This is a genomic window from Kitasatospora sp. NPDC056800 (assembly GCF_042789775.1).
GTDB lineage: Bacteria > Actinomycetota > Actinomycetes > Streptomycetales > Streptomycetaceae > Kitasatospora.
This window is the reverse complement of the sequence record NZ_JBHUAL010000045.1, coordinates 19,341-41,517: the sequence shown is the minus strand read 5'-3', so window position 1 is coordinate 41,517 and position 22,177 is coordinate 19,341. Positions and strand designations below refer to the sequence as shown.

The window sequence follows — 22,177 nt, the reverse complement described above, 5'->3', positions numbered from 1 at the left end:
CGTAGCGCACCGCGTGGTGCCAGGTGGCGTCACGGGCCCGGCAGGCGCGAGGGAGCACCACACCAACCGCCCACCGCAGGAGAATATTCGAGAATCCTCACTCACTCCACGTGATCCTCCGGGCATCCTGAGTCAGCCTGATCGACTTCGAGGGGAGTGGCCATGAGCCGACGACTGCGGTACATCGGGAGCACCTCGGGCAACAGTGGATGCCCCACGCTCTACGAGGACGCGGAGACCGGGGAGGTGATCGTGCAGGGAGACCTGGTGACCGATCCCGACGAGATCGCCCAGTTCCGCGCCGTCAAGCCCGGCGAGGGGTTCGTGACCGTGCCCCGCACCCTGCTCGCCGACTTCGCGCCGCGCGACGTGGACCGCGAACGCGTGCTGGTCAGTTACGACGAGTTCGAGGAGATGTTCACGAGCTGCCGGCACACGGCCTTCCGGCTGGAGACCCGCCGCCGCTACCGGTCGGACGAGGAGTCCGAAACCTACCGGCAGTTCGTGGCCGGACAGGCCCCCGCGTGGGACCTGGACCACCCCTGGTGCCGCACGCGCCGCGAGCAGACGGACCTGGGCAAGCGGTTCGAGCGGGTGCGCATCATGGACAACCCGCCCACCGTCGGGCAGCGGTACCTGCTCAACAACTCCGAGCGGAACGGCCTGGTCGGCGAGGACATCCGCTACCTCTGGCGTGCCGACGCCGAGCGGCTCGGCCTCCCGGCGGAGGACGCCTGGCTGTTCGACTCGCGCTACCTTGCCCTGCTGCACTTCGACGCCGAGGACGACATCACCGAGATCGAGGTGATCACCGACCCGGTGAAGGTGGCCCGCGCCTGCCAGGAGCGGGACGCCGCCTGGCACTACGCCACCCCGCACCGCGAGTTCGCCGCTGGGGTACCGTCCGGCATGTGAGCACCGACTTCCAGCACGCCAGAACCGCCCTCGGCCTGCGGCTCCGTGAGCTGCGCGCCGAGGGCGGTCTCACTGGCCGGCAACTGGCCGACCGGCTGGGCTGGACGCAGTCCAAGGTCAGCAAGCTGGAGACCGGCCGGCAGACGGCCACCCACGACGACCTCAAGGCGTGGGCCGAAGGCGTCGGGCAGCCCGGGGCGGCGGCCGAGCTGTCGGCGAGGCTGCGCGCCTTCGAGTCAGGAACCCGCTCCTGGCGGCGGCAGTTGGCCGCCGGGCACAAGCCGGTGCAGGACACGCTGACCGCCGAGCACGACCGCTCGACGGTCATGCGCGCGTGGGAGGGCGCCATGGTCGCCGGCATGCTCCAGACGCCCGACTACGCCCGGCACGTCTTCAGCGCGTACGTCGACCTCCACCGGTCACCGCGCGACGTCGAGGAAGCCGTACGCGCCCGCGTCCAGAGGCAGGAGAGCCTGTACCGGCCGGGCCGGAAGTACCACATCGTCATGTGGGAATCCGCGCTGCGCGGTCTGATCTGCCCCCCGGCCGTGATGGCCGCCCAACTCGACCGGCTCAGCGGCGTGATCGGGCTGGACACCGTCTCCCTGGGCATCGTCCCGTTCGAGGCCTCGCTCACCTTGCCGCCGGCCAACGGCTTCTGGATCCACGACGACCGGCTCGTCATCGTCGAGGACTGGCACGCCGAACTCTGGCTCGACCAGCCGGACAACGTGGCGCTGTACCGGCGCGTCTGGGACACGCTGGCCGGCTCCGCCGTCTACGGCGCCGACGCCCACCGGGTCATCGCGCGGTGCCGCCGGGCTCTCGGGGACGTGTGAGGAATCCCCGCGAACTCCGCTCCCAGCGGCTCGAATACCCGAGAATCACGCGCCCGCCCTCGAATCGGACACGCCTAACGTGCTCACTGACACCCGTGAGCGGCACGGGAGTCGACCGACAGCAAAAAGGGGAAGCGCATGCCCGAGTTCGACGGTGGCAAGCACGGTGGCGGCCAGGGCAACGGCCAGGGCGGCGGTCAGCAGGACGACTCCAGCAGCGGCAACAAGCACGGTGGCGGCGGCAGCGACGAGGGCGGGAACACCTCGGACGGCAGCGGCCCGGCGTCCGGGCACTGACGCGTGAGCGACCGGCACGAAGCGGAGGCCGGCCGGGCCAGGCTGGCCTCCGCGCTCATCGCGAACGGATCCCTCGCCCCCGACTGGCTGGCGTCGTACCACGCCGTTCCGCGCCACTGGTTCGTCCCTGACCTGATCTGGCCGGGCCGGGCCGACGGGGTGCGCCAGGGCGAGTCCGTGCACCGCTTCGCCGATCCGGACGGGTGGTTGGGCGCCGTCTACTCCGACGCGCCGCTCACCACGCAGTGGGACGACGGCGAGCACAGCGGGTTCGACCGCGGCACCGTGCCCACCTCGTCCAGCTCCATGCCGACCATGGTGTTCTCCATGCTCGCCGCCCTGGGCGTGGCGGACGGCGACCGGGTGCTGGAGATCGGCACCGGCACCGGGTGGAACGCCGCTCTGCTCTCCCACCGCGCGGGGGCCGGGAACGTCGTCTCGGTGGAGGTGGACGAGGACAGCGCGGCCGCCGCACGGCACCGGCTCGCCCGCGCCGGGTACCGGCCCCGGCTCGTGGTGGGCGACGGCTCGGAGGGCTTCGCCGACGGCCCGCCGTTCGACCGGGTGATCGCCACCTGTTCGGTCCACCGGATTCCGTACGCCTGGATCGAGCAGTCCCGGCCCGGCGCCGTGATCGTCGCCCCGTGGGCGCCCGAGTACGGCGGGGAGGCCGTCGTCCGGCTCACGGTCGGCGACGACGGCACGGCGAGCGGCCGGTTCGTCAGGTCGTCCGCCTTCATGCGGCTGCGCCGGCAGCGGACCGTTCGGCCCGGCAGCCTGGAGTACCTGTCCAGGCCGTGGCCGGCCGACGGGGCGGTCTCATCGACGGCCCTCTCCCCCGACGCCGTCGGCGGGTGGCCGGCCATGTTCGCCATCGGCGTGCAGGTGCCCGGCGCGTTCCCGCTGACCGAGCGGTACGCCGACGGCACGTACACGCTGTGGCTCCACGACACGGCCGTCACGTCCTGGGCCACCGCCGACTGGGAGCCCGGCCGGACCGCCTACGAGGTGGTGCAGTCCGGCCCCCGCGGCCTGTGGGACGAGGTGGAGGCGGCCTGGCGCTGGTGGCGTCGCCGGGGGCAGCCCGGCTTCGAGCGGTTCGGGCTCACCGCCACGCCCGAGGGGCAGACGGTGTGGCTGGACAGGCCGGACAACCCCGTACCGGCGCCGCACTGACCGGAGTGGGAAGTCGGCCCGGCCGACTTCCCACTCCGCACCCCTCGCCCTCCCCCGGGCGGGGCGCGACCGGGCGGGGGCGCGACCGGGCGTACGTCTACACGGCTCCCCCCAACCGCTGGTAGAGGACGTGCCGGGACTGCCGCGTCCGGGTCACGAGGCCGGCCCGGTGGAGGATCTGTAAGTGGTACGAGGCCGTGGCCGGGCTCAGGTACAGCCGCTGCGCGAGCTCCGTCGTGGAACGCGGCTGGCTCAGCTCCGCCAGCAGCCTGCGCCGCATCGCGCCGATCAGCGGGTGGTCCCGCTCCGGTGCCAGGCAGTCCGCCGGCCCGGCCGGGTAGACGATCAGCGGGGTGCGCGGCGCCGGCACACCGGGCGGCTCGCCCGCGCAGAACAGCGCCCAGTCGACGAAGACGCTCGGCGTCAGGATCACCCCGTCCGCGTCCACCGTCAGCCGGTGGATGCTGCCCGTCCGCAGGTGCACGATCAGCTCGCCCTCGCGCCACTCCAGGTTCGGCGCCAGGTGGTTGAGCGCCTCGGCGAGCCCGGACCGGGCGATCTCCGACGCCCGCGCGGTGACGTCGGCCTCCAGTCTGGCCCGGATCCCCGGCCACGACGTCGCCAGTGCCCCGTGCCAGAACCGCGCCATCTCGTCGGCGAGGCGGCGCGCGACGTACTCCTCCCCCCGCTCCAGGGCCCGCAGCAGCTGCCGCGGCGGCGGGTGGCCGGAACCCCGGTCCCACGCGTGCCCGTTGACGGCTCCCGCCAGTTCGTAGTGGACCCGTTCCCGCGGGGTCGTCGCGATCTGGTGCAGCGCCGTGTCGATGTCGGTCAGGAACGCCGGGGGCTCCGGCCGGATGAAGTCCGGCGCGTACCCGAGCGGACCGCCGCCGCCGACCACGGCCAGCAGCCCCAGCCGGTTGCGGGACAGCGCCTCCGTCGCCCTGGCCCGCCACTGCGGGGTGAGCGTGCCCGGGCTGAAGCCGACGAGGCGCAGCAGGTCCTTCGCCGCGCCCACCGGTGAGACCGCGAACCTGACGCCCCCCAACCCCCGGGCCCCCAGGCGGATCCGGATCACGAGCGCTCCCCCTTCGCCAGCCCCTTCGAAAGAAATCGAATCATTCGATCGGTCGATCGGCTTGGCGTTTGCTGGATTCACCGCACAGTCCAGCCCCGAGAGGAAACAGGACCCGTGATCGTTCACAAGAAGCTGGCCGCCGTCGCCGTCGCCACGGCGGCCCTCGTCGTCGGCGCCACGGGCGCGGCGTCCGCCCAGGGCGCCGAGTCCACCGGTGGTACCGGTGGTGCCGGTCACGTGGTCTGGAGCCAGGGCCAGGCGCCCGGCACCCAGGCCGGCACCCAGGCGGGCGCGCTCACCGCGGGCCTGTACGTCCGGATCTACAGCCTGTACCGGGGGACCACCGGCCAGTGCCTGGACGCCGACGCCACCAACGGCGGCAACGGCACCCGGGTGCAGGTGTGGGGGTGCAACGGCACCGCCCAGCAGGAGTGGTTCCTGTCCACCGACGGCAGCCTGGAGAACGTGCGGTTCCCGGGCATGTGCCTGGACGCCGACACCAACGGCGGCGGCGCCAACGGCACCCGGGTGCAGCTGTGGCAGTGCAACGGCACCACCCAGCAGAAGTGGTACCACCCGTCCGGGGACCTGGCCATCTACAACGTCCGCTACAACAACGGCAACAACACCGTGCTGGACCGCGACATCAACGTCGCCGGCGACGGCGCCCAGACCCAGCTGTGGGTCAAGAACTTCCAGTCCCAGCAGTGGTGGGACATCCGCACCGCGTGACGCCGACCCGGAGGAGACCACCCATGGCAACCAGTGGCCACAGCACAGCGGCCCGCCCCCGGACGAGGCTCGGCACGGGGGCCCTCGGGCTCCTCGCCGCGCTCGCGTTCGCCGTCGGGGCGACGCCGGCCTCGGCGTCGGCGCCGACCGCGACGGGGCAGGGCGGCGCAGCCTCGTCCCCCTCGGTCAGGGACGGGGAGATCGTGGAGCTCTGGAACTACAACAGCCAGCACTGCCTGTCGGTCGGGGCCGGGAGCACGGCGGGCGGGGCCGGGATCATCCAGTGGTCCTGTTACGGCGGCGCCGAGCAGTACTGGGGCCTCTACCCGATGCCGAACTCCGGTGGCGGCTACGAGATCGTGAACAAGAACAGCGGCAAGTGCCTGGCCGATCCGGCGAGTTCGCCGAACGCCGGCGTCCAGCTGATCCAGTACGGCTGCGACAAGGGGCCGGAGCAGACCTGGTACTTCGGCTCGAACCCGGACACGGGCTTCGCGCAGATCAGCAACCGGGCGAGCGGCCTGTGCGCCGCGGTCGGCGGTTCGAGCACGACGCCGGGCGCCCCGGTCGTCCAGTGGCCCTGCACCGGCGGCTCCGAGCAGCGGTGGACGACGGCCGGTTGACGGCCGGACGACCGGACGGCCGCCGGTGACCGGGTCTCGCGGCTTCTCCCCCACGAAGCCGCGAGACCCTGCCCGACGCGGCCCGGCCTGACGTAGCCCGGACGGCCGCCTGTCCATTCGCCGTCAGAGGCGGTCGGCGTCCAGGACGGCCCGGGCGAAGGCCTCGGGTGCCTCCTGGGGAACGTTGTGGCCGGCCTCGGGCAGGGTGCGATGGAGGTACGGCCCGGTGAAGAGGTCGCGGTAGGAGGCGCCGTCGCCGGGGGCGGTGAAGGGGTCGCGGCCGGGGTCGAGGGTGACGGTGGGCACGGCGATCCGGGGGCGGGCGGCGAGCCGGTGCTCCAGCTCGTCGTAGCGGCGCTCGCCGTCGGCCAGGCCCAGGCGCCAGCGGTAGTTGTGGATGACGATCGCCGCGTAGTCGGGGTTGTCGAAGGCGGCGGCGGTGCGCTCGAAGACGGCGTCGTCGAAGGCCCAGGTCGGCGAGACCTGCCGCCACACCAGGCGGCACAGCTCGCGGCGCCTGTCCCGGTCCTCCATGGCGAGGCGCCCGCGTTCGGTGGCGAAGTAGAACTGGTACCACCAGGTGTGCTCGGCGGCGGGTGCCAGCGGCTCCTTCTGCGCCTCGACGTCGGTGATCAGGTAGCCGCCGACCGAGACCAGGGCCCTGACCCGCTCGGGCCACAGCGCGGCGATGATGTCGGCGGTGCGCGAGCCCCAGTCGAAGCCGGCCAGCACGGCCCGCCGGACGCCCAGCGCGTCCATCAGGGCGAGCACGTCGAGGGCGACGGCGGACTGCTGGGCGTTGCGCACCGTGCGGTCGGACAGGAAGCGGGTGCTGCCGTGGCCGCGCAGGTAGGGGACGATCACGCGGTAGCCCCGGGCGGCGAGCAGCGGGGCGACGTCGACGTAGCTGTGGATGTCGTACGGCCAGCCGTGCAGGCAGATCACGGCGGGGCCGTCGGCCGGTCCGTCCTCGGCGTAGCCGACATCGAGCACGCCTGCCCGGACCCGGGCCAGGCGGGAGAAACCGGTCCGGCCGGGCACGGGGGACCCGGCCGGACCAGCGGGGGCGGCAACCCCGGCAACCCCGGCGGCCGGCGGCGGGGCGGCCAGGGACAGCGCGGTGGTGCCCGCGCCGAGTCCGACGGCCCTGGTGAAGGTGCGCCTGTCGATCATTCCGGTTCCTCCGCCTTCGCGAACGTGCCGTCCGGGAGCACGAACTGACGGTTCGTCAACGTACCGGACCGCCTCCGGCTGCCGTGGGTGGCGCCCGGGGCCCCGCCGGAGCGGGCCGGACGGGACCGGGTGGGGGTGAGGGGGCCTGGGTTGCGGGTGGGGGCCGGGGTGGGAGGCAGGCGGCGGCGACGGCGCCCCGGCGGCGAGCCCCGGGCGCGGCCACGGCATGATGTGCCCATGGCCTTCGCACCCCTCCTCGGCGAGCGCCGCGCACGTGAACTCGCCGGACGGCCGTGAGCCGGCCGGTCGAGCCGGGATCGCCCGGCGCCGGATTCGCGTTCGTGGGACGTCAACCTGAACTGGACCGTCTCACCGACTCCATGCTCCGCCCGCCCGCCGTCGTCCTGATCGAGGGCGAGGCCGGCCTGGGCAAGTCCCGCCTGGTGGCCGAGGCCGCGGCCCGGGCCGCCGCCGCGGGCCGCCGGGTGCTGACCGGCTTCTGCCACCCGCTGCGCGAGCCGCTGCCCTTCGGCCCGGTGGTGGACGCGCTGCGCGGCGTCGGCCCGTTCCTGCCGCCCGCGGACCGCATCCCGGCCAGTGCCGGGGCGCTGCGCCCGCTACTGCCGGACCTCGCCGACCGGCTCCCGCCCCCTCCCCCGGGCGCCCCCGGCGAGGGCCCGCCGGGGCTGCGGCTGCTGGTCCAGGCGGTGCGGGCGCTGCTGGGCGCGCTCGGCGAGACCGTCCTGGTCGTCGAGGACCTGCACTGGGTGGACGACGCGACCCGCGAGCTGCTCCTGCTGCTGGCCCGGGACGTGCCGCCCGGCCTGGCCCTGGTGCTCACCTACCGGGCCGAGGACCTGCCGCCGGACACCCCCGTGCTCGGCGCCGCCTACCGGCGCCCGGCCGGGGTGGGCGGCGCGCTGCTGCGGCTGTCCCCGCTCGCCGAGGCCGAGGTGCACGAGCTGGCGCGGGCCGCGCTCGGCCCGCGCGCGACCGCGGCCCTCACCCGGGTGCTGTTCGAGCGCAGCGAGGGCCTGCCGCTGGTCGCCGAGGAGGACCTGATCACGCTGGGCGAGCGGCGCGGCGCGGACGCGCTGACCACCGCCGCGGACCTGGCCGCCGACCTGGAGCAGTCCGAGGTGCCGCGCGGCCTGCGCGACGCCGTCACCGAGCGGCTGGCCGTGCTGTCCCCGGACGCGGCCGCGATCGCCTGCGCGGCCGCGGTGCTCGGCGTGCCGGCCGGGGAGGAGCTGCTCGCCGCCGTGGCCGGCCTCGACGCGCAGGCCGCGGCGGACGGCCTGACCGAGGCGCTGCGGGCGGCGGTGCTCAGCGAGAAGCCGCTGGCCCGGTACGGCTTCCGGCACGTCCTGGCGCAGCAGGTGGCCTACCGGCGGCTGCCGGGGCCGCGGCGCGGCGCCCTGCACCGGCGCGCGGTGGCGGCGCTGGGCGCGCGCGAGCCGAGGCCGCTGGTGCAGATCGCCCATCACACCCTGGCGCTGGGCGACCGGGCGGCCTGGCAGGAGGTGGCGGAGGCCGCCGCCGACCAGGCGGTGGCGCTCGGGGACAGCGGCAGTGCCGGGCCGCTGCTGCGCCGGCTGCTGGACGAGCCGGACCTGGACCCGCGCCGGCGCGGGCGGGCGGCGCTGGCGCTGGCGCGGATCGCCGCCGACGGGGTGGACTCGCTGGCGAGCGCCGCGACGCTGACCGCGATCATCGCCGATCCGCGGCTGCCGGTGCCCGACCGGGGCGAGATCCGGCTGTCGCTGGGCTTCCTGATGGCCGTGCACGGCGGGGACCGGGCCGGTTTCGACCGGATCGAGGAGTCCTTGGAGGAGCTGGAGCAGCGCCCGGACCGGGCGGCCCGGGCGATGGTGGCGCTGGCCATGAACGAGCGCGACGGCGCCGGGGAGCGCGCCTGGCAGTGGCTGGAGCGGGCCGAGCGGGTCCTGGCGGCGAGCCCGGACGAGGAGGTCGCGGCGGCCGTACGGGCCACCCGGCTGACCTTCCTGGCCCGCGAGGGCGACCCGTCGGTGTGGGAGCGGCTGGAGGCGCTGCCGCGCAGCTCGGAGCGGCCGGAGATCGTCCGGCAGACCACCCGGGCGCTGTACAACGTGGGCGAGATCGCCGTCGAGCTGGGCCACGACCGGCGGGCCGCGCGGCTGTTGGAGGAGAGCCGGCGGCTGGCCCGGCAGGCGGCGATCCCGTACCTGGAGTGCTACAGCCGGATCGCGCTGGCGCGGCTGGACGGGCTGGCCGGGCGGTGGGAGGGGCTGGAGGAGCGGCTGGCGGCGCTGGGCGCCGAGTTCCCGGACCTCGCGATGGCCGGCATCGAGCAGGCGTTGCTGCTGGGCCGGCTGGCGGCGGCGCGCGGGCAGCTCGCGGTGGCGTACGCCCGGTTCGCGGAGGCGGAGCCGTACGGGGAGCGGGAGTCGCAGGTGACCGGGGCGCTGCGGGTGGCGGCCGGGCCGGCGGCGCTGCTGCTGGCGGAGGGCGACGTCGCGCGGGCGGCGGCGGTGGTCGCGCCGGCGTTGGACACCCTGCGCGCGGCGGGGGCCTGGCCGCGGGCGGCGGAGCTGCTGCCGGTGGCGGTGGAGGTGCTGCTGGCCGGGGGCGACCGGGCGGGCGCGGCGGAGCTGGCCGGGCAGGCGGGGGCGGGCCTGGAGGGCCGGGACGCGCCGGCCCCCGTGGCGGCGCTGGCCTTCGCCCGGGGCCTGCTGCTGGCCGACGGGGGCGACCCGGCGGGCGCGGGCGCGGAGTTCGTGCGCTGCGCCGGGCTGTGGCGGGAGATCGGGCGCCCGTACGAGGCGGCGCGGGCCGAGGAGCGGGCCGCCTCGGTGTCGGCGGGGGTCGACCGGGTGGCGGCCGGGGAGCTGATCGGCGCCGCCGAGCGGGCCTACCTGGCGCTGGGCGCGGCCTGGGACGCGGCCCGCTGCCAGCGGCTGCGGCGCGAGCTGGGCCTGGGGCGGGCGGCCTCGCCGGGGCGGCGCGGCTACGGCGAGCGGCTGTCGCCGCGCGAGCGGCAGGTCGCGGCGCTGGCGGCGCAGGGTGCGGCGAACCAGGACATCGCCCGGGCGCTGTTCCTGTCGACCCGTACGGTCGAGCACCACGTGGCGAGCGCGCTGCGCAAGTTGGGGGTGGGCCGGGCGGGGCTGGGCGAGGCGCTGGCGGCGGAGGACGGGGCCTCCTGAGGAAAAAGGGGGGTCCCGCCCGCTCCCTCAAGAGGCGGGACCCTGTCCGTGGTGTCGGCCGTGCCGGTGGGTGGGTGGACGGTCGGCCGTGCCGGTGGTGGGTGGGTGGCCGGTCAGCCGTGCCGGTGGTGGCCGGCGCGCTCGACGAGTCGGGAGAGCCGGGCGAGGCGGGCCAGGCCCGGGCGGCGCAGGCCGCTGCCGCTGCGGCGGGCGGGCAGGACCAGTCCGGGGTCCGGGGCGGTGAAGTGCGCGTCGGCGTAGAGCCGCAGGCGTTCGCGACGGGTCATGGGGGCGACCTCCGGGGGGTGAGGGGTCGTCGGCTTGGGCGGGTTCCAGGAAACCGGCTGGGCCGGGGCGGGAACAATGCGTACCGCTACCCAATCCCCCGTACCGAATCCTGGGTACCCACCGCTCCCCCGGAGCGGCGGACGGCACACCCCGGGCCGTCCGGCCACCGGTGCTGACCCGGGCGGGTGAAGAAACCACCCGTCAGGCTTCGATTCCCGCCGGCGCAGGTACGAGGTTCTGCTGTCCGTGTCGCCTCCCGACAGCGAGGTTCCCGTGTCACCTGTCCGACGGCTGCGGCCGCGTCCACCGCACGTCCTGTCCGCGCTGCTGGCGGTGGTGCTCGGTGCGGGCGCCGCGGCCCTGGCGCCGCCGCTCGCCGCGGGGGCGCCGCACACCGGGCACGCCCGGGCGGCCGCGAAACCGGCGGTCAAGGCCGCCGCGCCGAAGCCGCGCGGGGCCGGGACGCAGCGTCCGATCGGCCCGGACCCGGTGGTCGACCTGCTGGCGCACGGCAACCTCACGATGGCCTCCAACTCGGTGCTGACCTGCGACGACAGCGACGGCACGGTCTGCTCGGACACCGAGGGCTCGAACAACGGCCGGACCAAGTTCATCAAGGTCGACCCGAACGCCCCGGGCCCCAACGCCGCCTCCGCGCAGCTGCTGCTGCCGGCCGGGGCGAACGTGCTGTCCGCCCGGCTGTACTGGCAGTTCAACCCGACCAACACCAGCACCGCGGGCGGCACCTCCGGGGACATCAACAAGGGCAACCAGGTGTCCTGGAAGGTCCCGGGCGCGAGCGGCTACCAGCAGGTGACCGCGGACACCTACGACTGGTTCGACCAGAAGGTCGGCGGGAACCCGCCGGAGCCCCTGCTGGCCGGCGGGGCGGTCAAGGACGTGACGGCCGAGGTCCGGGCCGCCGGCCCGGGCAGCTACACCGTCGCCGACATCCAGGCGTGCGCCGGCCGCTCCTCCGCGCAGAACTACGGCGGCAACAACGTCGGCTGCTGGGGCGGCTGGTCGCTGGTCGTCGCGTACGAGGACCAGGCCGAGCCGCTGCGCTACCTCCAGGTCTGGGACGGCTACCAGCTGCTGCGCGACCCCGACAACTCGACCACGCTGACGCTCGGCGGCATCCGCACCCCCGCCACCACGGCCCCGCGGGCCACCATGGGGATCACCGTCGGCGACGGCGACGCGCCGATCGCCGGGGACACCCTGGCGGTCGGCTCCACGCCGGAGAACCTGACCCTCCTGCCGATGCCCGGCCCCAACGGGGTCGGCACCGACAACGCGTTCACCAGCCGGATCGACCACGTCGCCGCGGACGGCACCGGCACCAACATCACCACCCGCGACCCCGACCCGGTCAACAACTACGGCTACGACGCCCGGATGATCGACGTCACCGGCAAGATCCCGGCCGGCAGCGAGCAGGCCCTGGTCCGGATCAGCGGCGCCGGCGACGCCCTGGAGCCGCAGGCCGCCTGGCTGGCCCTCGACGCCCTCGAACCCGACCTGCGGATCACCAAGGCCAACACCCCGCCGGGCAGCCCCGACGACAACCCGCCCGGCCTGGTCGGCCCCGGCGAGACCATCACCTACACCTTCTCGGTGGCCAACCGCCGCCAGGACGGCAGCAGCACGGACCTCGACACCGCGACCGGCGTCACCCTGACCGACACGATCCCGGCCGGCACCACCTTCGTCCCCGCCTCCAACCCGGCCTGCCAGGCCAGTGGGCAGACCGTCACCTGCACCGTCCCCGACCTGCCCCCGGGCGCCGAGGCCAACGTCGCCTTCCAGGTCACCGTCGACGCCTCGACCGCCGTCGGCACCCACCTCGACGACACCGCCACCCTGCGCTTCGAGGGCAGCCAGACCCGGCGGGCCCAGGAGCGCACCAGCAACACCGTGCGCAACACCGTGGCCGCGGTGCCCGGCTACACCGTCCTCAAGACGGCCACCCCCACCACCGCCAAGCCCGGTGACACCGTCCGCTACCGGATCCAGGTCACCAACACCAGCCAGGTCGACGCCCCCGGCGTCACCCTCACCGACGACCTGGCCGGCGTGCTGAACTCCGCCGCCTACGACAACGACGCCGCCGCCGACCGCGGCCAGGTCCAGGTCACCGGGACCACGCTGACCTGGAGCGGGGACCTGCCGGTCGGGGCCACCGCGACCATCACCTACTCCGTCACCGTGCGCTCCACGCTGACCGCCGACGCGGTGCTGCGCAACGCCGTCACCTCCACCACCTACGCGAACAACTGCGCGCAGGGCTCGACCGACGCGCGCTGCCGCACCGAGGTCCCGGTCACCGTGCCCAGCCCGAGCCCGTCGCCGAGCCCGTCGCCCAGCCCGAGCCCGACGTCCTCGCCGAGCCCCGGCCCGACGACCTCGCCGCAGCCGAGCCCGAGCCCGACCCACGCTCCGCCGCCCGGCCACGGCGGCCAGCTGCCCGAGACCGGGAGCAACGCGGCCACGGTCCTGCCCTTCGTCGGCCTCGCCGCGCTCGGCGCCGTCGCGACGGGCCTGCTCCTGCTGCGCAGGAGCCGCCGCACCCGCTGAGCCCCGCACCCGCACCCGCACCCGCACGACCCCACGGCCGCGCCCACGCCCCCCGCGTGGGCGCGGCCCCGTGCTGTCGTCCGCCACCGGGCACGCCGCGGCCCCGCACCGCCGACGGGGGCGCTGCGGGGCCGGGGCGGTACGGGGCCGGGGCGCCGGTCAGCCGCGCGGGGCGGTGTCCAGGGCGCGGGCGTCGGCGGCGATCAGGCCGGCCCGGTCGGCGACGACGCCGCGGCCGGCCTGGTCCTCGGCCCAGGCGGCGAGCGGCCGGTACTGGCCCTGGCCGAGCATCGTGGTCAGGGTGGCGACGGCGTTGGGGTCGGCGCCGGAGGTCAGCACCAGGGAGGCCAGGCCGGTGGGGGTGGCGGCGACGGTGAACCCGGTGGTGGTCTCGGCGCGGCCGCCGGGGCCGGTGGCCTCGGCGCGCAGGGTGTGCCCGCCGAGCGGGAGGGCGGTGGCGTCCAGGGCGGTGCCGGGCGCCAGCTCCTTGCCGTCCAGGGTGAGGCGGACGGTGTCGGCGCCGGTGGACTGGACGGCGGTCACCGGCCGCGCGGCGCGGTCCAGGGTGGCGCCGGCGGCCGGGGAGGTGATCGCCACGGTGGGCGCGGCGGGCCGGACGGGGGTGCCGCCCTGGAGCCAGGCGCTGTTCCAACCGGCGAGCTCCGCCGGGCGGTTGGTGATGACGCCGTCGACGCCGGCGGCGTCCAGGGCCTTCCAGCGGGCGGCCGAGTCGACCGTCCAGACGTTGACCGCGACGCCGGCCGCGTGCAGGTCCTTCACCACGTTCGGGCGCGCGGCGAGGCCGGCGTCGGACGGGTTGTAGGCGGACAGGCCGAGGTCCCTGGCGACCGCCACCGGGTCGGCGTCGAAGTCGCCGCGCAGCAGTCCGAGCGGCAGCTCGGGGGCCAGCTCGCGGGTGTAGCGCAGGGCGTCGACCTCGAAGCTCTGGACGAAGACCCGGCCGGTCATGCCGTGGTCGCGGACCTCCTTGACGATCCGGGCGACCTCGTCGCGGCTGTGCTGGCCCTTGATCTCCAGCAGCAGGTTGCCGCCGCGGGTGCGCAGGTCCTCCAGCTGGGCGGCCAGGGTGGGGACGCGGGCGCCGGCGTAGGCGGGGCCGAACCAGGAGCCGGCGTCCAGGGAGTCGATCTGGGCGGCGGTCAGGTCGCGGATGCGGCCCTTGCCGTTGGTGGTGCGGTCGACGGTGTCGTCGTGCAGGACGTAGGGGACGCCGTCCTTGCTGGGCTGGACGTCGTTCTCGATCCACTCGGCGCCGCCGCGGCGGGCGATCTCGTCGGAGAGCAGGGTGTTCTCGGGGGCGGCGGAGGAGGCGCCGCGGTGGGCGAAGACGGTCAGCGGCGCGCCGGCCGGGCGCAGCCAGCCGCCGGGGGCGAGCGCGGTGACCTTGAGGTCGTCGAAGGAGACGGTGGAGCCGTTGACCACCAGGGCCTGGCCGCCGTCGGCGCTGCGGGCGACCTGGGTGGTGCGCAGGGCCTCCTTGCCGTCGAATATCCAGAGGGCGGTGGTGCCGTGGACCTCGACGGCGATGCGCACGTCGCGGCCGGTGCCGGCGGCGGTGGGGGCCGCGGCGGTGTTGGTGACGTTCCAGACGTTGGCGGGGGTGCGCTGGGCGAATTCCAGGCCGTTGGCGGCGGTGGTGCCGGTGCGCATGGTGGCGATCGACCAGGGGGTGACGCCGGACGCGGGGACGTCCAGGCCGAGGGCGGTCCAGCGGGCGTTGTCCTGGACGCTCTCGAAGCGGGCGGTGGCCTCGATGCGGAAGTCGTCCAGGTGGCGGCCGAAGGTGATCCGGCTCTGCTGCCCGGAGTTGGCGGAGGTGCCGACCAGGCGGCCGCCCTCGACCTTCCAGTCGCCCTCGACGGCGGTGAAGCCGGCCGGCAGGGCGGGGCCGGAGAAGTGCTCGTCGAGGACGACCTCGCCGGGGGCCGGGGCGGCGCCGGCCGCGGCGGCCGCGGGGGCCGCGGGGGCCGCGGGGGCGGCTTCGGCGGAGACGGCGCTGGGGACGTTCAGGGCGACGGCGGCGAGGCCGAGCGAGGCGGCGATGGCGGCGGCGAGCAGGCCGGTGCGGCGGGCCGAGCGGGGGCGGTGACTCTGTGTCATGCGCCGCAGGTTAGGGGCGATTGCCGAACCGGGCGCCACGATTCCGGGAACCGTTCGTGGCCGTTGCACGTGCGGTGCGCGAAGATGGCGGATTCCGTGCGCCGGTTGGCCGGTTCGTTTCCGTACGAGCGCGGCGGGTGCGCGGCGGGGCCGGGTGCGCCGCAGCCGCCCGTCGGGGCGGCTGCGGGGTGGGTCGGGGGGCGGGTCAGTAGCGCAGGACGGCGGCGATCCGGCCGGCGTCGGCGAGGGTGTCGTCGGGGACGAAGCCGACCTTTCCGCCGGTGTCCAGGGCGCGCTCGATCACCTCGTCGACGATGTCCTCGCGGGCCCCGCTCTCGCCGGCCTCGGCGGGCACGAGGTGCTCGCCGTCGTCGCGGACGGTGGCGCGGAAGTTCTCCTCGACCACCAGGCGGGCGATCCGGCCCTGGCCGACGGCCTGCCAGACCTCGTCCAGTCCGGCCGCGAACTGCTGGGCGCCGCGGGCCTTGTCGAGCTGGGCGAGGTGCTCGGCGACCTCCTGGTCGGCGTGGGCGCGCACGGCGGGCTCGACCACCTTGCGGACGGTCTCCGCGTCGGCCTGGGCCAGGCCGCCGTGCGGCAGCTGGGCGGCGGCCTCCTTGGCGATCGGGCCGACGGCGTCCAGCAGGGCGAGCGCGGCGGCCTCGCCGACCACGTACAGCGGGCGGGGGGCGGCGGCCAGCAGCCTGCCGACCTCGGTGTCGGCCTGGCGCAGGAAGGTCTTGGTCGCCTCGTCGCGGAAGGTGCTGGGGGTGTCGCCGATCTGCTCCTGCCGCTCGGGGTCGGGGTTGTCGAAGACGCGCGTCAGCGGGAAGCCGTGCCCCTTGTCCTCGGTGACCCGCTCCTCGGTGCCGCCCCACAGCACCACCTTGTCGGCGGCGACCGCGAGCACCCAGTGCGGGCGCTCGGCGGCGTGCGAGGCGACCAGGTTGCGGGTGAGGAAGGTGTCGGACAGGACCACCCGGGCGGGGGCGGTGCGCCCGAGTGACCAGACCTGGTGCTCGCCGGGCGCGGCGAAGACCGCCAGGCCGTCCTCGGCGTGCACCAGGTCGACCTCCGTCAGGGCCCGGTCGAGCTGCTCCAGCACGTCGATCCGGTCGGCGCGGGAGACCTCCGGGTCGGCCTGGACGCGTTCCTTCGCCTCGGCCAGCAGGTTGCGCAGCCGGACCGGGTCCTGGGTGTTGTCCGGCTCGCGGCGGTGGGTGGGCATCAGGATCGACACCGCCGGGTAGGGCCGCGGCCGGCGCAGCTCGGCGAGGACGGCGGGGCTGAGGTCGGGGCGCATGGAGACCCTTTCCGAAGGCGGTCGGCCTTCTTGCGTGGACGCGCGGAGCCTTGGCACTGCTGCCAAATGTCGCCAATGTACCTATTTGCGGCTTCTGCGGCGCGCGAGCACGGACGGGGAGGGGCCTTCAGCACGGGGGGCGGGCGGCCCGCCGGCGCCGTCCGGGTTCGGGCGGCGGCGACGGCGGGCACGCGACGGCCGGGGCCGTCGGGGCGGGCGGGGAGCGGTCAGAACTGGACGTCGGTGCAGGAGTAGAAGGCATTGCCGGTGTCGGCGACGTCCCAGACGGCGACGACCACCTGGTGGCCGGTGCGGCCGGTGGGCAGGGTCGCGGTGTGGGTGGTGGTGGCGGCGGGCTGGCGGCCGTTGTAGGGGACGGTCAGGAACGGGGTCAGGTCCAGGGCGGCCCGGGTGATCGGCTGGCTGGCGTCGTAGCCGGGCTTGGTCAGGAAGTACCTGAAGCTGCTGGTGGAGTGCCGGGCCTCGATCTCCCAGGTGAAGGTGAGCTGCTGGCCCGCCGTCACCTTGGTGGTGGGCCAGCTGCCGCCCCGGGGGTTGTCCAGCGGGGCCCAGCGGGCGTCCGCGCCGGCGCAGATGGTGCCGTCCGCCGGGCCGCGGGTCGGGAAGCCCTTGGGGCCCTCGACGCTCTGCGGCTCCCACTGGATGTCGCCGCAGTCCCACGGGACGGCGTTGGCCCCGCAGAGCGCGGAGCGGCTCGGCGGCAGGTTGATGAAGCCGTGCGACTGGGCCGGCAGGGCCGCCGCGATCGGCAGGGCGATCGCGGCCGCGGCGGCGGCGATCAGGTGGCGCTTGCGCATGGTGCTCCTCCGTGGGGGTGGATGGAGTGTGCGCCCGGCGCGGGGCGTGCGCGTGCGCGTGGGGGTGCGCACGGCGGCCTGCCCGAGACATGGCATGCCCGCGCCAGACCGGTTGCCCGACACCGTAGGATCTGCCTTCCCTCCGCGTCAATGGTCTGAACCATTTGCGCCAAAGCCGCGTGATGACTGGGCTCCGACCGGCATCCCGCAGCCCCACCCGCTCCCGAATCGCACGGGAGATTATTTGCACAAGCGCTATACAAGCTCTGGCCGATATTTCTGTTCATGGCTTATCCTGGACCCAGCCATACCCGGAAGGAGGGGCCCATGACCGCCACGGACCCCGCGCTCACCGCGCTCGCCAACGGCTGGGGCGCCCTGTCCCTCCTGCACGGCAGGATCGAGTCCCACATCGAACGCGCCCTGCAGGCGAAGCACGACCTGAGCGTGCGCGAGTACTCGCTGCTCGACGTGCTCAGCCGCCAGCACGACGACGAGGGCGGGCACCTGCAGATGAAGCAGGTCGCCGACGCGGTCGTGCTCAGCCAGAGCGCCACCACCCGCCTGGTCACCCGACTGGAGGACCGCGGGCTGCTGTCGCGCTACCTGTGTCCGACCGACCGCCGCGGCATCTACACCAACGTGAGCGAGGACGGCCTGAGGCTCCTGGAGCAGGCCCGGCCGACCAACGACGCCGCGCTGCGCGAGGCGCTCGACGAGGCCGCCCGCACCCCCGCGCTGGCCTCGCTGGTCCAGGCGGTCGAGGCCGTGGACGCCGCCGCGCCCACCCGCTGACCCCGGCCGGCCCCGCGCCGCCACACCACTCCCCCGGGCCCGGCCCGTCCGAACCGCACACGCGGTCCGGACGGGCCGGGCCCGGCCGCGTTTCCGGCCTCCCGACCCCGACCCTATGGCGCGTGCCACCTATCCGCGTTTGCACTTATCGCGCGTCTGCAACTATTGTTAGGGCACGCAAGGCGCTAGCTCAAGCAATCACAGAAGGGTTCGGGCCCATGCCTCTCGCTCTCATCGCCCTGGCCATCGGCGCATTCGGGATCGGGACCACCGAGTTCGTGATCATGGGACTCCTGCCCCAGATCGCCGGCGACTACGGCGTCTCCATCCCCAACGCGGGCCTGCTGGTCACCGGCTACGCCCTCGGCGTCGTCATCGGCGCGCCGCTGATGACCGTCCTCGGCACCAGGATCAGCCGCAAGACCATGCTCATGCTGCTGATGGGCCTGTTCGTGGCCGGCAACCTCCTCTCCGCGTTCGCCCCGTCCTTCCCCGTGATGCTCGCCGGGCGCATCGTGACCTCGCTCGCCCACGGCGCCTTCTTCGGCATCGGCTCCGTCGTCGCCGCCGACCTCGTCGCCCCGCAGAAGAAGGCCGGCGCCATCGCCACCATGTTCACCGGGCTGACCGTCGCCAACATCGTCGGCGTCCCGCTGGGCACCTACATCGGCCAGGCCGTCGGCTGGCGCACCACCTTCGCCGGCGTCGCCGCGCTCGGCGTGGTCGGCCTGCTCGGCATCGCCAAGCTCGTCCCCGCCATGCCCCGCGCCGAGGGCGCCCACCTGCGCCGGGAGCTGACCGCCTTCCGCAACCCCCAGGTGCTGCTCGCCATGGCGATGACCGTGCTCGGCTTCGGCGGGGTCTTCGCCGCGATCACCTACATCGCCCCGATGATGACCAACGTCGCCGGCTACGCCGACGGCTCCGTCACCTGGCTGCTGGTCCTGTTCGGCGTCGGCATGTTCCTCGGCAACCTGCTCGGCGGGCGCTACGCCGACCGCAAGCTGATGCCGATGCTCTACACCACCCTCGGCGGCCTCGCCGTGGTGCTCGCCCTGTTCACCCTCACCGCCCACAACAAGGTCGCCGCCGCCGTCACCGTCCTGCTGGTCGGCGCCCTCGGCTTCGCCACCGTCCCCCCGCTGCAGAAGCGGGTCCTGGACCAGGCCCACGGCGCCCCCACCCTGGCCTCCGCCGTCAACATCGGCGCCTTCAACCTCGGCAACGCGCTGGCCGCCTGGCTCGGCGGCATGGTGATCAGCGCCGGCCTCGGCTACACCGCCCCGAACTGGGTCGGCGCCGTCCTCGCCGCGGCCGCCCTGCTGCTGGCCTTCTGGTCCGCCGCCCTGGAGCGCCGCGACCGCACCCGGGAGGCCGCCACCACGAGCGCGGCTCCCCGCCACGCGGCCCTGCAGCACTGACCATCGACACCACCGGCACACCACCGGCCACCGCCCCGACCGGAACCCACCCCACCCCGGGAGAAGCACCACCATGAGCACCACCACCGCAGTCGCCCCGCTGACCACCGCCGACGCCGAGCTCCTGGTCGACGCGGCCCGCAGCGCCGCCGAGGCCGCGGGCGTGCCGGTCAGCGTCACCGTCCTGGACGCCGGCGGCCACCTGCTCGCCTTCCGCCGCGACGACCGCGCCGTGCTGATCTCCGGCGAGACCAGCACCCGCAAGGCCTACACCGCCCTCCAGCTGAACGCCCCCACCGCCGACCTGGTCGACCTGGTCAAGCCCGACGGGCCGTTCCACACCCTGCCCACCGCGCTGGACCGCCCGCTGCTGTTCATCGCCGGCGGCATCCCCGTCCACCGCGACGGCCGGCTGGTCGGCGCCCTCGGCGTCGGCGGCGGCGCCCCCGCGCAGGACCACTCCTTCGCCGCCGCCGCCCTCGACCGGCTCGCCCAGCTCGCCCGGTGAGCACCGCCGCCCGCAGCCCCCGGGAGGTCTTCGCCGACCACGGCGAACGCCTGGGCACCGGCGACCTCGACCTGGTCAGCGGCAACTACACCGAGGACGCCGTCGCCATCACCCCGGCCGGGACCTTCCACGGCCGGGCCGGCGTCCGCCAGGCCATCGGCCGCCTGCTGGCCGACCTGCCGGACGCCGACTGGCAGCTCACCCCGAGCTTCGCCGGCGAGGTCCTGCTCCTGCGCTGGAGCGCCCGCACCGCCGAGCACGAGGTCGCCGACGGCGTCGACACCTTCGTCTTCCGCGACGGCCTCATCAGCGCCCAGACCGTCCACTACACCCTCACCGACCGCACCGCCTGAAGGAGACAGCACATGACCACCCCCACCGTCCCCACCGTGAAGCTGAACAACGGCGTCGAGATCCCCCAGCTCGGCTTCGGCGTCTTCCAGGTCCCCGACGACCAGACCACCGCCGCCGTCGCCGCCGCCCTGGAGGCCGGCTACCGCAGCATCGACACCGCCGCCATCTACGGCAACGAGACCGGCGTCGGCCGCGCCCTGGCCGCCTCCGGCGTGGCCCGCGAGGACCTGTTCGTCACCACCAAGCTGTGGAACGCCGACCAGGGCTACGACGCCACCCTGCGCGCCTTCGACGCCAGCCTCGCCAAGCTCGGCCTGGACCACGTCGACCTCTACCTCATCCACTGGCCCACCCCGGCCCGCGACCTCTACCTCGACACCTGGCGCGCCCTGGAGCGCCTCGTCGAGGAGGGCCGCGTCCGCGCCGCCGGCGTGTCCAACTTCCAGCCCGCCCACCTCCAGCGCCTGCTGGACACCAGCGCGCTGGTGCCCGCCGTCAACCAGGTCGAGCTGCACCCCGGCCTCCAGCAGGCCGAGCTGCGCGCCTTCCACGCCGAGCACGGCATCGCCACTGAGGCCTGGAGCCCGCTCGCCCAGGGCGCCGTCCTGGACGACCCGGCGATCACCGCGATCGCCGCCCGCACCGGCAAGTCCCCCGCCCAGGTCGTCCTGCGCTGGCACCTGCAGCTCGGCAACATCGTCATCCCCAAGTCGGTCACCCCGGCCCGCATCCGGCAGAACCTCGACGTCTTCGACTTCGAGCTGACCGCGCAGGACATGGCCGCGATCGCCGCCGGCGACCGCGACCTGCGCACCGGCCCGCACCCGGACCAGTTCAACGCGAGCTGACCCCGCCCCACTCTCCCGTCCCGGGCGGTCGCACCGCCGCCCGGGGCGGGATCTTTTGTGAAGGACCCGCCATGGCCCCGTCCCACCCCGCACTCGCCCGACTGGCCCCCGCCGACGGCCGGCTGACCATCGGCCTGGAACTGCCCCTGGACAACGACTGGGGCCAGGACCGCGGCCGGGCCGACCGCGCGGCCGGCCGCCCCTTCGGCGTCCCCGACCTCGCCGGGCACGCCCGCCTCGCCGCCCTCGCCGACCGCCTCGGCTTCGCCGCCCTGTGGGTGCGCGACGTCCCGCTCTACGACCCCGTCCGGTTCGGCGACGCCGGCAGCGTCTTCGAGACCTTCACCCACCTCGGCCACCTCGCCGCCCTCACCCGCGACGCGGTCCTCGCCACCGGCGCGGTCGTCCTGCCGCTGCGCGAGCCGCTGCTCGTCGCCAAGGCCGCCGCCACCGTCGACGTGCTCTCCGGCGGGCGCCTGCTGCTCGGCCTGGCCAGCGGCGACCGCCCCGTCGAGTACCCGCTGTTCGACCGCGACTTCCACGGCCGCGGCGCCGCCTTCCGCACCGGCGTCGAGACCCTGCGCGCCGCCTGGCGCCCCGGCCCGCTGGAACTGCCCGCCGCCGGCCTCGGCGCCGAGCAGCAGCTGGAGGTCCTGCCCCGGCCCGTCCACCCCGGGGGCATCCCGATCGCCGTCGCCGGCGGCGCCCAGCAGAGCCCCGAGTGGATCGCCGAGCACGCCGACGCCTCCCTCAACTACCCCCGCGACCCGGACGCGCTGCGCACGCGGCTGCGCCAGTGGCGCGACCTCGCCGGCGACAAGCCCTACCTGACACCGATGGTCCTCACCCTCGCCGAGGACCCGGCCGCCGCGCCGCGCCCCATCCGGCTCGGCCTCAGCACCGGGCGCACCGCCCTGATCGAGCACCTGGAGCTGATGGCCGAACTCGGCGTCGCCCACGTCTCCTTCAACCTGCGCCCCAACGACCGCCCCGTCGACGAGCTGCTCCAGGAGCTCGCCGAGGAGGTGCTGCCCCGCTTCGCCGCCCCCGCCCCCTCCGCCGCGGCGGCCGGGCAGCGCGGCTGAGCCGGGGACGGGCCCCGCGCCGGCTCGCCCGTACCGGG

General features: G+C 75.2%; 20 protein-coding genes. 14 read left to right on the top strand and 6 right to left on the bottom strand.

From position 1 onward, the window contains the following. Positions 1 to 162 precede the first annotated feature (162 nt). The 4 genes from ACFRQN_RS13200 to ACFRQN_RS13185 all read left to right on the top strand — a co-directional run bounded on the left by ACFRQN_RS13200 (position 163) and on the right by ACFRQN_RS13185 (position 3,227). Positions 163 to 915 (top strand): DUF6879 family protein, encoded by a 753-nt coding sequence (locus ACFRQN_RS13200; RefSeq protein ID WP_380740295.1) that lies wholly within the window; start codon positions 163 to 165, stop codon positions 913 to 915. Continuing rightward, positions 912 to 1,754, top strand: coding sequence for a helix-turn-helix domain-containing protein (locus tag ACFRQN_RS13195; RefSeq protein ID WP_380740293.1), 843 nt, complete (start codon positions 912 to 914; stop codon positions 1,752 to 1,754). Before ACFRQN_RS13200 ends, ACFRQN_RS13195 begins: the two co-directional genes overlap by 4 nt. A gap of 138 nt (positions 1,755 to 1,892) precedes the next feature. Further along, the gene (locus ACFRQN_RS13190) at positions 1,893 to 2,051 is read left to right on the top strand and encodes a hypothetical protein (RefSeq protein WP_181970350.1); all 159 of its coding nucleotides are present in this window, start codon (positions 1,893 to 1,895) and stop codon (positions 2,049 to 2,051) included. Between the two features lie 3 nt (positions 2,052 to 2,054). Further along, entirely contained in the window at positions 2,055 to 3,227 is a 1,173-nt protein-coding gene (locus ACFRQN_RS13185) for a methyltransferase domain-containing protein (RefSeq protein ID WP_380740291.1), read from the top strand. A gap of 97 nt (positions 3,228 to 3,324) precedes the next feature. Here ACFRQN_RS13185 and ACFRQN_RS13180 read toward each other — a convergent pair whose 3' ends face one another. Further along, complete coding sequence (locus tag ACFRQN_RS13180) at positions 3,325 to 4,305, bottom strand: helix-turn-helix domain-containing protein (protein WP_380740289.1); 981 nt, start codon at positions 4,303 to 4,305, stop codon at positions 3,325 to 3,327. Positions 4,306 to 4,419: 114 nt separating this feature from the next. On the opposite strand from ACFRQN_RS13180, the gene ACFRQN_RS13175 reads away from it, so the two are divergent. Both ACFRQN_RS13175 and ACFRQN_RS13170 read left to right on the top strand, forming a co-directional pair. Beyond that, positions 4,420 to 5,037: a ricin-type beta-trefoil lectin domain protein gene (locus tag ACFRQN_RS13175; protein ID WP_380740287.1), complete on the top strand. Its 618-nt coding sequence runs from the start codon at positions 4,420 to 4,422 to the stop codon at positions 5,035 to 5,037. 23 nt (positions 5,038 to 5,060) lie between these two features. Further along, positions 5,061 to 5,660, top strand: coding sequence for an RICIN domain-containing protein (locus ACFRQN_RS13170; RefSeq protein ID WP_380740285.1), 600 nt, complete (start codon positions 5,061 to 5,063; stop codon positions 5,658 to 5,660). Between the two features lie 123 nt (positions 5,661 to 5,783). Here ACFRQN_RS13170 and ACFRQN_RS13165 read toward each other — a convergent pair whose 3' ends face one another. Continuing rightward, on the bottom strand, positions 5,784 to 6,833 hold the full coding sequence (locus ACFRQN_RS13165) for an alpha/beta fold hydrolase (RefSeq protein ID WP_380740283.1): 1,050 nt from the start codon (positions 6,831 to 6,833) through the stop codon (positions 5,784 to 5,786). Positions 6,834 to 7,174: 341 nt separating this feature from the next. On the opposite strand from ACFRQN_RS13165, the gene ACFRQN_RS13160 reads away from it, so the two are divergent. Next, positions 7,175 to 10,021, top strand: a complete 2,847-nt coding sequence (locus ACFRQN_RS13160; protein WP_380740281.1) for an ATP-binding protein — start codon at positions 7,175 to 7,177, stop codon at positions 10,019 to 10,021. A gap of 113 nt (positions 10,022 to 10,134) precedes the next feature. On the opposite strand, the gene ACFRQN_RS13155 is transcribed toward ACFRQN_RS13160, so the two are convergent. After that, positions 10,135 to 10,308 (bottom strand): hypothetical protein, encoded by a 174-nt coding sequence (locus tag ACFRQN_RS13155; RefSeq protein ID WP_158077773.1) that lies wholly within the window; start codon positions 10,306 to 10,308, stop codon positions 10,135 to 10,137. 274 nt (positions 10,309 to 10,582) lie between these two features. Here ACFRQN_RS13155 and ACFRQN_RS13150 point away from each other — a divergent pair, with 274 nt between their 5' ends. Then, positions 10,583 to 12,886: an LPXTG cell wall anchor domain-containing protein gene (locus ACFRQN_RS13150; RefSeq protein ID WP_380740279.1), complete on the top strand. Its 2,304-nt coding sequence runs from the start codon at positions 10,583 to 10,585 to the stop codon at positions 12,884 to 12,886. Between the two features lie 159 nt (positions 12,887 to 13,045). On the opposite strand, the gene ACFRQN_RS13145 is transcribed toward ACFRQN_RS13150, so the two are convergent. The 3 genes from ACFRQN_RS13145 to ACFRQN_RS13135 all read right to left on the bottom strand — a co-directional run bounded on the left by ACFRQN_RS13145 (position 13,046) and on the right by ACFRQN_RS13135 (position 17,128). Then, positions 13,046 to 15,007, bottom strand: a complete 1,962-nt coding sequence (locus tag ACFRQN_RS13145; RefSeq protein ID WP_380740277.1) for a glycerophosphodiester phosphodiesterase — start codon at positions 15,005 to 15,007, stop codon at positions 13,046 to 13,048. Between the two features lie 205 nt (positions 15,008 to 15,212). Continuing rightward, positions 15,213 to 16,310: a hypothetical protein gene (locus tag ACFRQN_RS13140; protein ID WP_049659082.1), complete on the bottom strand. Its 1,098-nt coding sequence runs from the start codon at positions 16,308 to 16,310 to the stop codon at positions 15,213 to 15,215. A 227-nt stretch (positions 16,311 to 16,537) separates the two neighbouring features. Continuing rightward, positions 16,538 to 17,128, bottom strand: coding sequence for a lytic polysaccharide monooxygenase (locus ACFRQN_RS13135; RefSeq protein WP_117485023.1), 591 nt, complete (start codon positions 17,126 to 17,128; stop codon positions 16,538 to 16,540). A gap of 327 nt (positions 17,129 to 17,455) precedes the next feature. Between ACFRQN_RS13135 and ACFRQN_RS13130 the strand changes: the two genes are divergently transcribed. From ACFRQN_RS13130 to ACFRQN_RS13105, 6 genes are all read left to right on the top strand, one after another. Then, entirely contained in the window at positions 17,456 to 17,923 is a 468-nt protein-coding gene (locus tag ACFRQN_RS13130; RefSeq protein ID WP_049659084.1) for a MarR family winged helix-turn-helix transcriptional regulator, read from the top strand. Positions 17,924 to 18,141: 218 nt separating this feature from the next. After that, positions 18,142 to 19,344, top strand: a complete 1,203-nt coding sequence (locus ACFRQN_RS13125) for an MFS transporter (protein WP_049659333.1) — start codon at positions 18,142 to 18,144, stop codon at positions 19,342 to 19,344. Positions 19,345 to 19,417: 73 nt separating this feature from the next. Next, the gene (locus ACFRQN_RS13120) at positions 19,418 to 19,852 is read left to right on the top strand and encodes a heme-binding protein (RefSeq protein ID WP_375876209.1); all 435 of its coding nucleotides are present in this window, start codon (positions 19,418 to 19,420) and stop codon (positions 19,850 to 19,852) included. Then, complete coding sequence (locus tag ACFRQN_RS13115; RefSeq protein ID WP_380740273.1) at positions 19,849 to 20,205, top strand: nuclear transport factor 2 family protein; 357 nt, start codon at positions 19,849 to 19,851, stop codon at positions 20,203 to 20,205. The genes ACFRQN_RS13120 and ACFRQN_RS13115 overlap by 4 nt, the downstream gene beginning before the upstream one ends. Positions 20,206 to 20,217: 12 nt before the next feature. Continuing rightward, entirely contained in the window at positions 20,218 to 21,054 is an 837-nt protein-coding gene (locus ACFRQN_RS13110) for an aldo/keto reductase (RefSeq protein WP_375876210.1), read from the top strand. Positions 21,055 to 21,125: 71 nt separating this feature from the next. Beyond that, on the top strand, positions 21,126 to 22,139 hold the full coding sequence (locus ACFRQN_RS13105; RefSeq protein WP_380740270.1) for a TIGR03571 family LLM class oxidoreductase: 1,014 nt from the start codon (positions 21,126 to 21,128) through the stop codon (positions 22,137 to 22,139). Positions 22,140 to 22,177 lie beyond the last annotated feature (38 nt).

Coding starts and splice junctions, on each gene's coding strand:
- ACFRQN_RS13200 (WP_380740295.1), top strand. CDS start 163: ATGAGCCGACGACTGCGGTACATCGGGAGCACCTCGGGCAACAGTGGA.
- ACFRQN_RS13190 (WP_181970350.1), top strand. CDS start 1,893: ATGCCCGAGTTCGACGGTGGCAAGCACGGTGGCGGCCAGGGCAACGGC.
- ACFRQN_RS13170 (WP_380740285.1), top strand. CDS start 5,061: ATGGCAACCAGTGGCCACAGCACAGCGGCCCGCCCCCGGACGAGGCTC.
- ACFRQN_RS13165 (WP_380740283.1), bottom strand. CDS start 6,833: ATGATCGACAGGCGCACCTTCACCAGGGCCGTCGGACTCGGCGCGGGC.
- ACFRQN_RS13155 (WP_158077773.1), bottom strand. CDS start 10,308: ATGACCCGTCGCGAACGCCTGCGGCTCTACGCCGACGCGCACTTCACC.
- ACFRQN_RS13145 (WP_380740277.1), bottom strand. CDS start 15,007: ATGACACAGAGTCACCGCCCCCGCTCGGCCCGCCGCACCGGCCTGCTC.
- ACFRQN_RS13140 (WP_049659082.1), bottom strand. CDS start 16,310: ATGCGCCCCGACCTCAGCCCCGCCGTCCTCGCCGAGCTGCGCCGGCCG.
- ACFRQN_RS13135 (WP_117485023.1), bottom strand. CDS start 17,128: ATGCGCAAGCGCCACCTGATCGCCGCCGCCGCGGCCGCGATCGCCCTG.
- ACFRQN_RS13130 (WP_049659084.1), top strand. CDS start 17,456: ATGACCGCCACGGACCCCGCGCTCACCGCGCTCGCCAACGGCTGGGGC.
- ACFRQN_RS13125 (WP_049659333.1), top strand. CDS start 18,142: ATGCCTCTCGCTCTCATCGCCCTGGCCATCGGCGCATTCGGGATCGGG.
- ACFRQN_RS13120 (WP_375876209.1), top strand. CDS start 19,418: ATGAGCACCACCACCGCAGTCGCCCCGCTGACCACCGCCGACGCCGAG.
- ACFRQN_RS13110 (WP_375876210.1), top strand. CDS start 20,218: ATGACCACCCCCACCGTCCCCACCGTGAAGCTGAACAACGGCGTCGAG.
- ACFRQN_RS13105 (WP_380740270.1), top strand. CDS start 21,126: ATGGCCCCGTCCCACCCCGCACTCGCCCGACTGGCCCCCGCCGACGGC.